Origin of the sequence: Mycobacterium sp. E3339, assembly GCF_001666915.1 — a bacterium.
Taxonomy (GTDB): domain Bacteria; phylum Actinomycetota; class Actinomycetes; order Mycobacteriales; family Mycobacteriaceae; genus Mycobacterium.
Genome location: NZ_LZIZ01000144.1, coordinates 1 through 11,263, shown reverse-complemented (window position 1 = coordinate 11,263; position 11,263 = coordinate 1). Strand labels below are relative to the sequence as shown.

Annotated in this window: 15 protein-coding genes and 1 pseudogene; 9 read left to right on the top strand and 7 right to left on the bottom strand. The window is 69.1% G+C overall.

The features are described 5' to 3' along the window. Both A5702_RS12780 and A5702_RS12775 read right to left on the bottom strand, forming a co-directional pair. Positions 1 to 392 (bottom strand): NAD(P)H-binding protein (locus tag A5702_RS12780; RefSeq protein WP_156669604.1); only part of this gene is annotated, 392 nt, incomplete at its 3' end. Between the two features lie 85 nt (positions 393 to 477). Then, the gene (locus tag A5702_RS12775; RefSeq protein WP_055398870.1) at positions 478 to 1,287 is read right to left on the bottom strand and encodes an enoyl-CoA hydratase; all 810 of its coding nucleotides are present in this window, start codon (positions 1,285 to 1,287) and stop codon (positions 478 to 480) included. A gap of 88 nt (positions 1,288 to 1,375) precedes the next feature. Here A5702_RS12775 and A5702_RS12770 point away from each other — a divergent pair, with 88 nt between their 5' ends. Further along, positions 1,376 to 2,461: a CaiB/BaiF CoA-transferase family protein gene (locus tag A5702_RS12770; RefSeq protein ID WP_055398955.1), complete on the top strand. Its 1,086-nt coding sequence runs from the start codon at positions 1,376 to 1,378 to the stop codon at positions 2,459 to 2,461. Between the two features lie 43 nt (positions 2,462 to 2,504). After that, entirely contained in the window at positions 2,505 to 3,257 is a 753-nt protein-coding gene (locus tag A5702_RS12765; RefSeq protein WP_067818905.1) for a 3-hydroxyacyl-CoA dehydrogenase, read from the top strand. A gap of 132 nt (positions 3,258 to 3,389) precedes the next feature. Here the strand turns inward: A5702_RS12765 and A5702_RS27155 are convergent, their stop codons facing one another. Continuing rightward, positions 3,390 to 3,512, bottom strand: a complete 123-nt coding sequence (locus tag A5702_RS27155) for a hypothetical protein (protein ID WP_003878506.1) — start codon at positions 3,510 to 3,512, stop codon at positions 3,390 to 3,392. Between the two features lie 311 nt (positions 3,513 to 3,823). Between A5702_RS27155 and A5702_RS12760 the strand changes: the two genes are divergently transcribed. Together A5702_RS12760 and A5702_RS12755 are read left to right on the top strand one after the other, a co-directional pair. Then, complete coding sequence (locus A5702_RS12760) at positions 3,824 to 6,142, top strand: MMPL family transporter (protein WP_068221146.1); 2,319 nt, start codon at positions 3,824 to 3,826, stop codon at positions 6,140 to 6,142. Positions 6,143 to 6,215: 73 nt separating this feature from the next. Then, positions 6,216 to 6,845: a bifunctional 2-polyprenyl-6-hydroxyphenol methylase/3-demethylubiquinol 3-O-methyltransferase UbiG gene (locus A5702_RS12755; protein ID WP_055398864.1), complete on the top strand. Its 630-nt coding sequence runs from the start codon at positions 6,216 to 6,218 to the stop codon at positions 6,843 to 6,845. An 11-nt stretch (positions 6,846 to 6,856) separates the two neighbouring features. Here the strand turns inward: A5702_RS12755 and A5702_RS12750 are convergent, their stop codons facing one another. Then, positions 6,857 to 7,570: an NAD-dependent deacylase gene (locus tag A5702_RS12750; RefSeq protein ID WP_055398862.1), complete on the bottom strand. Its 714-nt coding sequence runs from the start codon at positions 7,568 to 7,570 to the stop codon at positions 6,857 to 6,859. Between the two features lie 37 nt (positions 7,571 to 7,607). Between A5702_RS12750 and A5702_RS12745 the strand changes: the two genes are divergently transcribed. Next, positions 7,608 to 7,973 (top strand): GntR family transcriptional regulator, encoded by a 366-nt coding sequence (locus A5702_RS12745; protein ID WP_055398860.1) that lies wholly within the window; start codon positions 7,608 to 7,610, stop codon positions 7,971 to 7,973. An 18-nt stretch (positions 7,974 to 7,991) separates the two neighbouring features. Here the strand turns inward: A5702_RS12745 and A5702_RS12740 are convergent, their stop codons facing one another. Continuing rightward, complete coding sequence (locus tag A5702_RS12740; protein WP_068221145.1) at positions 7,992 to 8,507, bottom strand: DUF1697 domain-containing protein; 516 nt, start codon at positions 8,505 to 8,507, stop codon at positions 7,992 to 7,994. A gap of 32 nt (positions 8,508 to 8,539) precedes the next feature. Here A5702_RS12740 and A5702_RS12735 point away from each other — a divergent pair, with 32 nt between their 5' ends. Together A5702_RS12735 and A5702_RS12730 are read left to right on the top strand one after the other, a co-directional pair. After that, entirely contained in the window at positions 8,540 to 8,983 is a 444-nt protein-coding gene (locus A5702_RS12735) for a PPOX class F420-dependent oxidoreductase (RefSeq protein WP_055398857.1), read from the top strand. Positions 8,984 to 9,020: 37 nt separating this feature from the next. Next, positions 9,021 to 9,209 carry a DUF5302 domain-containing protein gene (locus A5702_RS12730; protein ID WP_055398855.1) on the top strand — a complete coding sequence of 63 codons (189 nt, stop codon included), beginning with the start codon at positions 9,021 to 9,023 and terminating at the stop codon, positions 9,207 to 9,209. 33 nt (positions 9,210 to 9,242) lie between these two features. Here A5702_RS12730 and A5702_RS12725 read toward each other — a convergent pair whose 3' ends face one another. After that, positions 9,243 to 9,776 (bottom strand): nuclear transport factor 2 family protein, encoded by a 534-nt coding sequence (locus A5702_RS12725; RefSeq protein WP_068221147.1) that lies wholly within the window; start codon positions 9,774 to 9,776, stop codon positions 9,243 to 9,245. A gap of 82 nt (positions 9,777 to 9,858) precedes the next feature. Here A5702_RS12725 and A5702_RS12720 point away from each other — a divergent pair, with 82 nt between their 5' ends. Next, the gene (locus A5702_RS12720; RefSeq protein ID WP_068221144.1) at positions 9,859 to 10,446 is read left to right on the top strand and encodes an HhH-GPD-type base excision DNA repair protein; all 588 of its coding nucleotides are present in this window, start codon (positions 9,859 to 9,861) and stop codon (positions 10,444 to 10,446) included. Continuing rightward, positions 10,443 to 10,589, top strand: a complete 147-nt coding sequence (locus A5702_RS12715) for a DUF1059 domain-containing protein (RefSeq protein ID WP_067277197.1) — start codon at positions 10,443 to 10,445, stop codon at positions 10,587 to 10,589. Before A5702_RS12720 ends, A5702_RS12715 begins: the two co-directional genes overlap by 4 nt. A gap of 61 nt (positions 10,590 to 10,650) precedes the next feature. On the opposite strand, the pseudogene A5702_RS12710 reads toward A5702_RS12715, so the two are convergent. Beyond that, positions 10,651 to 11,151, bottom strand: a pseudogene (locus A5702_RS12710) (hypothetical protein); the annotation flags it as partial. Positions 11,152 to 11,263 lie beyond the last annotated feature (112 nt).

The following is an 11,263-nucleotide window of genomic DNA, read 5'->3' as shown; positions in this document are numbered from 1 at the left end:
GCCGTCCGCGATTCGAGGTGGGGCGAGAGCCGCCGGCCCTCGGGATGCAGCCCGCTGAGATAGACGATGCGCCGCACCCCGGTGCGCCGCGCCGCGGTCACGACGTTGCGGACGGCGCGCGTCTCCTCGTCGGCGAAATCCTTGGCGGTGCCCATCGAGTGGACGAGGTAGTAGACGACGTCGATGCCGTCGAACGCGGCGATCAGCGAATCGACATCGGCGAGGTCGCCGCGCGCGACCTCGGCCCGGTCCCGCCACGGCACGTCCGCCAACTTGGCCGGGTCGCGGGCCAGGGCGCGGACCCCGTGGCCTTCGTCCAGGAGTCGCGGCGCGAGCCGGGCGCCGATGTAGCCGGTCGCCCCGGTCACGAGACAGCGAAGCTGTCCAGCCATGGATTCTCCGTTCGTCGTCTGCCAATTATTCGGACCCGACGACGGGGAGGATTACCGGCCTGGGCCACCCTCAAGCGTGCCGGCCTCAGCGGTCGGTGAACTCCGGCGCGCGCCGCTGCTGGAAAGCGGTTGCGCCCTCGATGAAATCGGGCGATCGAAGCAGCACGGCCTGCCCCTCGTATTCGCGCTGCAAGGCCGGATCGAGCTGGGGGAGCGTGGCCGCGTTGATGGCCAGCTTGGTCTTGCCGAACGCCACGGCGGGGCCGGTGAGCAGCCTCGCGATCACCTTGTCCACCTCGGCGTCGAATTCGTCGGCCGGGTAGACCGCGCTCACCAGCCCCCAGGACAGCGCCTCGGCGGCCGGCAGGCGTTCGGGCAGCAGCGCCATGCGCATCGCCCGGATGCGGCCGACCGCGGCGGCGACCAGCGCGGACGCGCCACCGTCGGGCATCAGGCCGATCTTGGTGAAGGCGAGCATGAAAAACGCGCTCTCCGAGGCCAATACGACGTCGCACGCCAGCGCCAGGGAAACACCGACGCCGGCCGCCGGGCCCTGAACCACGGCCACCACCGGGTGCGGCACCGACGCGATCGCGCGGATCAGCCGGTTGATCTCGAGGACGATCTCGTCCGGCGGGATGCCGGCGCCGGAGACGTCGTCGGCGCCGATGCCCGCGCCGGAACAGAAGCCGCGGCCCGCGCCGCCGAGGCGCACCAGCTTCACCTCGGGATCGGTGGCGGCGCGTTCCATCGCGTCGGCGATGCCGGTAATCACCGGCACGGTCAGCGAATTGAGGCTGTCGGGCCGGTCGATGGTCACCGACAGCACGCCGTCGGACAGCGTGACGGAAAGCCCCGCGACGGGAGCGAGGGTGTCGATTGCGGATTGCGGCATGGGCTCACCCTAAGTGAGGCCGATCCGGGGCGGCTGCGAAGATGCCAACTACAACGGGCGTCAGGGCAGACGAAAGGTCGGTGCAATCGTGGCTGGACCGCTGAAGGGACTTCGGGTCGTCGAGTTGGCCGGCATCGGGCCGGGCCCGCACGCGGCGATGATCCTGGGGGACCTGGGAGCCGACGTCGTGCGCATCGATCGGCCATCCACGGGACCGGGCGGGGCCGCCAAGGACGCCATGCTGCGCAACCGGCGCGTCGTCACGGTCGACCTCAAGTCCGACGAGGGGCGCGCCACCGTGCTCAGGCTCGTCGCCAAAGCCGACGTGTTGATCGAGGGCTTCCGGCCCGGCGTCACCGAGCGGCTCGGCCTCGGCCCGGAGCAGTGCGCCGAAGTCAACGAGCGGCTGATCTACGCCCGGATGACCGGCTGGGGGCAGACCGGACCCCGCAGCCAGCAGGCGGGCCACGACATCAACTACATCTCGCTGAACGGGATCCTGCACGCCATCGGCCGGGCGAACGAGCGCCCGGTTCCGCCGCTGAACCTCGTCGGTGACTTCGGCGGCGGCTCGATGTTCCTGCTCGTCGGGATCCTGTCCGCGCTGTGGGAGCGGCAGAACTCCGGCAAGGGTCAGGTGATCGACGCCGCCATGGTCGACGGCTCCAGCGTGCTGATCCAGATGATGTGGGCCATGCGGGGGCTGGGCATGTGGACCGACGTGCGCGGCACCAACATGCTCGACGGCGGCGCCCCCTATTACGACACCTACGAGTGCGCCGACGGGCGTTACGTTGCCGTCGGCGCCATCGAGCCGCAGTTCTACGCGGCCATGCTGGCCGGCCTGGGCTTGGAGGCGGCGAACCTGCCGCCGCAGAACGACGTCACCCGCTGGCCCGAGTTGCGCGGGGCGCTGACGGCGGCCTTCGCCGCGCACGACCGCGACCACTGGGCCAAGGTGTTCGCGGATTCCGACGCCTGCGTGACCCCGGTGCTGGCGTTCGGCGAGGTGCACACCGAGCCGCACATCACCGAGCGCAAGACGTTCTACGACGCCGACGGCGGCCTGCAGCCGCTGCCCGCCCCACGGTTCTCCCGCACCACGCCCGACGTGCCGCGCCCGCCGGCGGCGCCGCTGCCCGACGCCGAGGCCGTGCTGAACGACTGGGTATAGTCGCCAACCAACTGGTTGGCTGGAATCCCGAGAAAGGACTCGCATGGAAATCAAGGACGCCGTCGCCGTCGTCACCGGGGGCGCCTCGGGCCTGGGCCTGGCCACCACCAAGCGGCTGCTGGACGCAGGCGCGCAGGTCGTGGTCATCGACCTGCGGGGCGAGGAGGCGGTCCAAGAGCTCGGCGAGCGCGCCCGGTTCGTCGAGGCCGACGTGACCGACGAGGCCGCCGTCGGCAAGGCGCTGGACACCGCCGAGTCGCTGGGCCCGCTGCGCATCAACGTCAACTGCGCGGGCATCGGCAACGCCATCAAGACGCTGTCCAAGGACGGGCCGTTCCCGCTGAACGGGTTCAAGAAGGTGATCGAGGTCAACCTGATCGGCACGTTCAACGTGCTGCGGCTGGCGGCCGAGCGCATCGCGAAGACCGAACCGATCGGCGAGGAGCGCGGCGTCATCATCAACACCGCCTCGGTCGCCGCGTTCGAGGGCCAGATCGGCCAGGCCGCCTACTCGGCGTCCAAGGGCGGCGTCGTCGGCATGACGCTTCCCATCGCGCGCGACCTGTCGCGGGAGCTGATCCGCGTGGTGACGATCGCGCCCGGCTTGTTCAAGACCCCGCTGCTGGGATCGCTGCCCGAGGAGGCGCAGGCCTCGCTCGGCAAGCAGGTGCCGCACCCGGCCCGGCTGGGTGATCCCGACGAGTACGGCGCGCTCGCCGTGCACATCATCGAAAACCCGATGCTCAACGGCGAAGTGATCCGCCTCGACGGCGCGATCCGCATGGCGCCGCGCTGAGACCCGCAGACACGAAAGCCCCCCGCGACTAGCGGGGGGCTTTCGTAGCAGAGAGAAAACTTATTTACGGAACCATCGACTGACGGCGGGTTCGGCCATCAGCAGGCGTGCGAGCATGCTCATGGTCGTACCTCAGCTCGCCGCTTGCAGTTCGTCGAACTGCTCGGAGGTCTCGCCTTCCACCAGCACGTCGCCGTGGTAGAGGGCTTCGAAGTCAACCTTGATGACGTCGGCACTTGTGTCGTCGATCCACATGACACTGAGCGTATGGGCCACCATTAAGGAATCTTTGAGTCACGATTCGGAAAATGGTGGCAATTTACCGGCGGGTAGGTTGTACACCGTCGAGCGCGGCATTTAGCCCCTTGACCTGCTTAGTTGCCGCACAATTTTCTGGCCGGACTCTTAGCGTCGCAGCGGTTTAGAACGTCGCGATTGAACCCCGCGGCCGCCGCCTTCCGTGTTTAAGAACGACGCTGTTTGACTCGTGAAAACTAGCGTTTGTTACGTTGTCGCAGGTACGCCAGCGCCAGGTGCGATCGGCACCGGCGGCGGAAGGGCTGAAAATGCTGCAGGGGATCGCCCGAATGGCCATCGCGGCGCCGCGCCGCATCATCGCCTTGGGTGTCCTCGTCTTCATCGCCGCCGCCGTGTTCGGCATCCCCGTCGCCAAGAGCTTGTCCCCCGGCGGGTTCCAGGACCCCGATTCGGAGTCCGCCCGCGCGATCGGTGTGCTGAGCGACAAGTTCGGCCAGAGCGGTCAGCAGCTGCTGATCCTGGTGACGGCCCCCGGGGGCACCGACAGCGCACAGGCCCGCGACGTCGGCACCGACCTGGTGCACCAGTTGCAGGCGTCGCCGCTGGTATACAACGTGACGTCGCCGTGGACGGTCCCGCCGCAAGCGGCGGCCGACCTGGTCAGCCGCGACGGCAAGTCGGGCCTGCTGATCGTCAACCTCAAGGGCGGCGAAAACTACGCCCAGAGCAACGCCCAGACGCTGGCGGACCAATACATCCACGACCGGGACGGCGTCACCGTGCGCGCCGGCGGCGCCGCGATGCAGTACGCCCAGATCAACACGCAGAACCAGGCCGACCTGCTGGTGATGGAGATGATCGCGCTTCCGCTGAGCTTCCTGATCCTGATCTGGGTCTTCGGCGGGCTGCTGGCGGCGGCGCTGCCGATGGCGCTGGGCGCCCTGGCGGTCGTCGGCTCGATGACCGTGCTGCGGCTGATCACGTTCACCACCGAGGTGTCGATCTTCGCGCTCAACCTGAGCACCGCGTTGGGCCTGGCGCTTGCCATCGACTACACCCTGTTGATCGTCAGCCGCTACCGCGACGAGCTGGCCGAGGGCAGCGACCGGGACGAGGCGCTGATCCGGACCATGGCCACCTCCGGGCGCACGGTGTTGTTCTCCGCGGTCACCGTGGCGCTGTCCATGTCGGCGACCGTGGCGTTCCCGATGTACTTCCTCAAGTCGTTCGCCTACGCCGGGGTGGCGACCGTGGCCTTCGTCGCGACGGCCTCGATCGTGATAACCCCGGCCGCCATCGTGCTGCTGGGCCCGCGGTTGGACGCGCTGGACGTGCGCCGGCTGATGCGCCGGGTGTTCCGGCGTCCGGAGCCGGTGCACAAGCCGGTCGAGCAGCTGTTCTGGTACCGGTCGACCAAGTTGGTGATGCGCCGCTGGGCCCCGATCGGCCTCACCGTCGTCGCGCTGCTGCTGCTGCTCGGGTCGCCGTTCATGGGGGTGAAGTGGGGCTTCCCGGACGACCGGGTGCTGCCACGTTCGGCGTCGTCCCATCAAGTCGGCGACCGACTGCGCAACGACTTCGCGCACGACTCCGCGACGGCCGTGCCGATCGTCGTCCCCGACGCGCGCGGCCTGGACCCGGCCGACCTCGACTCCTACGCCGCCGCCTTGTCGCGGGTGCCCGACGTGTCGGCGGTGTCGGCCCCCGGCGGGACGTTCGTCGCCGGCAACCGGACGGCACCCCCGGCCGGGGCCACCGGGCTGGCCGACGGCAGCGCCTTCCTTACCGTCAGCAGCACCGCCCCGCTCTTCTCCCCGGCGAACGAGGCGCAACTCAAGCGGCTGCACGAGGTGCCCGGGCCGGCGGGCCGATCCATGATGATGGGCGGGGTCGCCCAGGTCAACCGCGACAGCGTCGACGCCGTCACCGACATCCTGCCGCTGGTCCTCGGGCTGATGGCCGCGGTCACCTTCGTGTTGCTGTTCCTGCTCACCGGCAGCGTGCTGCTGCCGGCCAAGGCGCTCGCCTGTAACTTCCTGTCGCTGACCGCCGCGTTCGGCGCGCTGGTGTGGATCTTCCAGGACGGGCACCTCGGCGCGCTCGGAACCACACCGAGCGGGACGCTGGTCAACAACATGCCGGTGCTGCTGTTCTGCATCGCGTTCGGGCTGTCGATGGACTACGAGGTGTTCCTGCTCTCGCGGATCCGCGAGTACTGGCTCGCGTCCGGGGCCGCCCGGCCGGCACGGCCGAGCGCGAAGGAGGCGCACGCCGCCAACGACGAGAGCGTCGCGCTCGGCGTCGCCCGCACCGGGCGGGTGATCACGGCGGCCGCGTTGGTGATGTCGATGTCCTTCGCCGCGCTGATCGCCGCCCACGTGTCGTTCATGCGGATGTTCGGCCTCGGCCTGGTGCTCGCCGTCTTCGCCGACGCCACGCTGGTGCGGATGGTCGTCGTGCCGGCGTTCATGCACGTGATGGGCCGGTGGAACTGGTGGGCGCCCAAGCCACTGGCGTGGCTGCACGATCGGTTCGGCATCAGCGAGTCGGGGGCGGGCGCCGACCACGTCGAGCCGGCCCAGCTCGACGCGGGCCCGGTCGCCGAACCCGTGCCCAACGTCGGTTGAGGCGGCGGTCGGTCCGTCGCACCTATCCTTTGGCCAGAGTCGGATTTGGCCACGAGTCGGAAGGTTGGCTTCTATGACAACGGCGGTGGACAACCCGTTCTTCGCGCGCATCTGGCCCGTCGTCGCCACCCACGAAACCGACGCGATCCGGGCCCTGCGGCGGGAGAATCTGGCTGGGCTGTCGGGACGGGTGCTGGAAGTCGGCGCGGGGATCGGGACGAACTTTCCCCACTACCCGGAGTCGGTACGCGAGGTGGTCGCGGTGGAGCCCGAGCCGCGGTTGGTGGCCCAGGCCCGGGCCGCGGCCGACGTGGTGCCCGTGCGCGTCGTGGTGACGGACCAGACGGCCGAAGGGGTCAGCGGCGACGAGCCGTTCGACGCGGTGGTGTGCTCACTGGTGTTGTGCTCCGTGCGCGACCCGGACGACGTGCTGCGCCGCCTGTACGCGTTGCTGCGGCCGGGCGGGGAGCTGCGCTACCTCGAGCACGTGGCGAGCGCCGGCGCCCGCGGCCGCCTGCAGCGGTTCGCGGACGCGACGTTGTGGCCCAGGTTGTTCGGCAACTGCCACACCCACCGCGACACCGAGCGCGCGATCGTCGAGGCCGGCTTCGAGGTCAACGTTTCCCGGCGCGAGCTCACGTTGCCGCCGTGGGCGCCGTTGCCGGTGTCGGAACTCCTGCTGGGCCGCGCCCGCAAGCCGTAGTTCGCTCCGGACTATCCCAGCAGGGCGGGCAGCCGCTGCAGCAATCCGGGCAGCGCCTGGCCGGCGGTCTCGCGGATGCTGATCGTCGCGTTTCTGGACAGCGGCGTGACCTCGGGGTTGACCTCGATGACGGCCGTGCCGCGGGCCAGGGCCAGCTCGGCCAGCCCGGCCGCCGGGTAGACGATGGCCGAGGTTCCGACGACCACCATCACGTCGGCGGCCTCGGTCGCCTCGACGGCGCGCTGCCATGGCCCCTCGGGCAGCGGCTCACCGAACCACACGATGTCCGGCCGGATCAGGCCGCCGCAGTGGCAGACCGGCGGCTCCACTTCCAGCGTCGGCTCGGGCATCTTGGGTAGGGCGCCGGTGTAAGGCATATTGCAACGGTCGCAACGGAATTCGAACAGGCTGCCGTGCAGGTGGTGAACCGGCATGCTCCCGGCGCGCTCGTGCAGGTCGTCGACGTTCTGGGTGATGACGCTGACCTCGGCGCCGTCCTGCCAGGCGGCGATGGCGCGGTGCCCCGTGTTTGGCGCAACGTCGGCCACCAGGTAGTGACGCCACAAATACCAGCCCCAGACCCGTTCGGGATTGGCGCGCCAACCTTGCGTGCTGGACAGCTCGTAGGGGTCGAAGCGGGCCCACAGCCCGTTCTTGTCGTCGCGGAACGTCGGCACCCCGCTCTCCGCGGAGATCCCCGCGCCGCTCAGCACCGCTACTCGCATCCCACAAAGATAGCCGTGCGTGGGACATACTGAAGACGTGGAGCTGCGGGATTTGCTGAAGGTCGACGTGAAGGCGGGCAAGCCGCTGTTCGACCAGCTCAGGACCCAAGTCATCGACGGCGTCCGCGCCGGCGCGCTGCCGCCCGGGACCCGGCTTCCGACCGTGCGCGACCTGGCCGGCCAGCTGGGGGTCGCCGCGAACACCGTCGCCCGGGCCTACCGGGAACTGGAGTCGGCGGCGATCGTCGAAACGCGGGGGCGCTTCGGCACCTTCATTTCGCGCTTCGACCCGACGGACGCGGCGATGGCCGCGGCCGCCAAGGAGTACGTCGAGGTGGCCCGGGCGCTGGGGCTGACCAAGTCCGACGCGATGCGCTACCTCACCAATGTGCCGGAAGACTGAGCCGAAACCGGCTGATACTCAACGCAATACCTTCGCCAGGGTGCGCAGGTTGCGCGTCGTCGTCGAGGACTTGTAGCGCGGCTTGCCCATGGTCTTGCCGATAGTGCTGTCCAGGGTGGCGCCCTTACGGACCTGCCAATAGACGACGCCGTCGCCTCGGGCGATCTTCTCGTCGTCGGCGGCGCCCAGCCCGGCGAGCTCGTCGAGCACCGCCGGTTCGGCGACGAAGGTGACGTAGGACTGATAGCCGTCGACCTCGGGCTCGAACGGGTAGGCGTCGACGACGGCCCGCACCGCTTCGAGGTCGTAGACCAGCACCCACGCGTCGTAGCCGAACCTTTCGCGCAGCGCGGCCTCGGCCTTCTTGCGCACCGACGGCGCCCGCGCGGACGACTCCAGCAGGACGTTTCCGGTGGCCAGGATGGTGCGCACATCGGCGAACCCGGCGTCGGTCAACGCGCTCGCGACCTCGGCCATCTTGAGGTTGACCCCGCCGACGTTGACGCCGCGCAGGAACGCCGCATATTTGGTCATGCCCCGATTTCACCACGACGTAGGCTCTCCCCATGGGACGCCAAGTCTTCGACGACAAGCTGTTGGCCGTGATCAGTGGCAACTCCCTCGGGGTGCTGGCCACCATCAAACGCGACGGGCGGCCCCAATTGTCGAATGTCAGCTACCACTTCGACCCGCGTGACCTGGCGGTGCGGGTGTCCATCACCGAGCCGCGGGCCAAGACCCGCAACCTGCGCCGCGATCCGCGGGCGTCGATCCTGGTGGACGCCGACGACGGGTGGTCGTATGCGGTGGCCGAGGGCACGGCGATACTGACGCCGCCGGCTGCCGCCCCCGGCGACGACACGGTCGAGGCGCTGATTGCGTTGTACCGCAACATCGCCGGCGAACACCCCGACTGGGACGAATACCGCCAGGCGATGGTCACCGATCGGCGGGTGTTGCTGACCCTGCCGATCGCGCACGTGTACGGCATGCCGCCCGGCGTGCGGTAGCCGCCCCTTTTCGACGGTCGCGGGCTAGGCTTCCGGTATGGCTGAATCGAAGTCGCCCGACGCGCCGGCATCGGACGACGACACCAAGCGCAAGTTCCGTGAGGCCCTCGACCGCAAGATGGCCAAGTCGTCGGGCGGGTCCGACCACAAGAACAGTGGCGACAAGCAGTCGCGGGCGCACGGCCCGGTGGAGAACCGCCGCGAATTCCGCCGCAAGAGCGGGTGATCGACGCGCGTCATGCGTTGCGCGGCAACGGCTTCAGCCTTTCGGCGGGGTGAATAGGCCGATCGAAGGGTCGTCTTGGCCGGGTCTGCCGCGCACGCTTCCCCGGGTGCTGGGGTGTCCGAAGTTCACTTGGGACGGGTCGTTCTGGTATGCCCAGTCCGCCACGATGGTGCGGCGACGGAACTTCCAGCGGCCGTCGTGTTTGGTGTACTCGTCCAGGTAGCGGCCGCCGATGAGGACGTCCAGGTCGTGGTCCGGCCCGGCGAAGGTGTGGAACACCAGGCAGTAGATCTCGCCGCGGGCCTCCTCGCCGTCGATCGCGAAGTTCGTCGTGGTGATGTTGTGTTGGGAGACACGCACATACGGTTCGGCGGCCCGCAGCTGGGCGATGAACTCTTCGACGCCGCCCGTCGAGAACGAGCCGTGCGCGTCGGTCGCGTCGGGGTGATACAGGGCCCGTAAAGCCTCATAGTCGGCACGGTCCACGGCCCGGCAGTAAGCGGTGACGAGCGCGTGCAGTTCGTCGCGGGCCAGCATCAGCGCCAATCGGGCCTCGTCCACCACCAGGTCACGATAACCCCGGTGGTCATCTGATTGGCGCGCAGTAGTCTGTTCCAAAGGTGCTGCACGGAAGGGTTGATCGTTGACGGTGAAACTGTGGCTCGCTCAAGATCCCGAGGCCGACGAGCTGCTGGACGAGAATCCGCTGGCCCTGCTCATCGGGATGGTTCTGGATCAGCAGGTGCCCTTCGAGACGGCCTTCGCGGGTCCGAAGAAGATCGCCGACCGGATGGGCGCCTTCGGTGCTCATGAGATAGCCGAATGCGACCCCGACAAATTCGCCGCGCTGTGCTCGGAAAGGCCTGCGATACACCGCTTTCCGGGATCCATGGCCAAACGCATCCAGGCCCTGGCCCAGATCATCGTGGACTCCTACGACGGCGATGCCGCCGGCTTGTGGAAGCACGGCGACCCCGACGGCGCGGAGCTGCTGCGGCGAATCAAAGGGCTGCCCGGTTTCGGCGAGGTCAAGGCGCAGATCTTCCTGGCGTTGCTGGGCAAGCAGTACGGCGTCAACGTCAAGGGCTGGCGTGCGGCGGCCGGGCAGTTCGGCAAGGCCGGCACGCACATCTCCGTCGCCGACATCGTCGACGCGCAATCGATGGCCGAAGTGCGTTCCTACAAGAAGCAGATGAAGGCAGCAGCCAAGGGTGAGAAGGGAAGGGCGGCAACGTGAAGACACACCTGACGTGTCCGTGCGGGGAAGCCATCGTCGGCAAGGATGAGGACGAGTTGGTCGAGCTGACCCAGGCGCACCTGGCCAGCGATCATCCGGGTCTCGAGTACGACCGCGACGCAATCCTGTTCATGGCCTACTAGCCGCCCGGGAAAAGCGAGCGCGCGTACCCCCCGAAGGGACACGCGCGCCCTGGGTCTGGCCCTACGGCACCACCGTGGAGCCGATCGTGGGCATGAACTGACACTGCTTTTCCTTGGTGGTGACCTGCCCGAAAATGGTCGACATGATGCTGCCCGACCCGGTGTCGGCGATCGCGGTCAGCGTCGTCGGCCCGTCGGCGTTGATGTCGGTGCGCGGCTTGAGCGCCACCGTGCCCGACTTGCCCGTGGTCAGGTTCACCCACGTGACGTTCAGCGGCAGCTTCTGCACCTCGGCGGGGCCGGGGGTGCCGACGGCGGTGAACACGTAGGCGGTCTGGCCGGGGCCCGGCCCGGGGGTCGGGATCTTCGCCGGCCCCGCCACCGACAACGCGGTGGCGATGGCGCTGGTGCCGTCCGCCAGGCAGTTGGTGCCGATCGAGGGGTACATGAAGTCCTGCGTGGGTGGGGCGTCAGGGCCGAAACCCGGAGCCGCCGCCGGGGCGGGTGCGGCGTCGGGCGCCGGTGCGGCAGCGGCCGGTGCGGCCGCCGGTGCGGCAGCGGCCGCCCCAGTCTCTTATACACAACTCCGAGCCCACGAGCCTAGCGCGCAGCTGGTATGCCGTGTTGTGGGTGAAAAACACGCGGGGGGGGGGGGGGGGGGGGGGGGGGGGGGG

Bases quoted from the DNA above. Each gene is read 5' to 3' on its own strand.
- A5702_RS12775 (WP_055398870.1), bottom strand. From the start codon at position 1,287: ATGCCGCAATCCGCAATCGACACCCTCGCTCCCGTCGCGGGGCTTTCC.
- A5702_RS12765 (WP_067818905.1), top strand. From the start codon at position 2,505: ATGGAAATCAAGGACGCCGTCGCCGTCGTCACCGGGGGCGCCTCGGGC.
- A5702_RS27155 (WP_003878506.1), bottom strand. From the start codon at position 3,512: ATGTGGATCGACGACACAAGTGCCGACGTCATCAAGGTTGACTTCGAA.
- A5702_RS12760 (WP_068221146.1), top strand. From the start codon at position 3,824: ATGCTGCAGGGGATCGCCCGAATGGCCATCGCGGCGCCGCGCCGCATC.
- A5702_RS12755 (WP_055398864.1), top strand. From the start codon at position 6,216: ATGACAACGGCGGTGGACAACCCGTTCTTCGCGCGCATCTGGCCCGTC.
- A5702_RS12750 (WP_055398862.1), bottom strand. From the start codon at position 7,570: ATGCGAGTAGCGGTGCTGAGCGGCGCGGGGATCTCCGCGGAGAGCGGG.
- A5702_RS12740 (WP_068221145.1), bottom strand. From the start codon at position 8,507: ATGACCAAATATGCGGCGTTCCTGCGCGGCGTCAACGTCGGCGGGGTC.
- A5702_RS12735 (WP_055398857.1), top strand. From the start codon at position 8,540: ATGGGACGCCAAGTCTTCGACGACAAGCTGTTGGCCGTGATCAGTGGC.
- A5702_RS12730 (WP_055398855.1), top strand. From the start codon at position 9,021: ATGGCTGAATCGAAGTCGCCCGACGCGCCGGCATCGGACGACGACACC.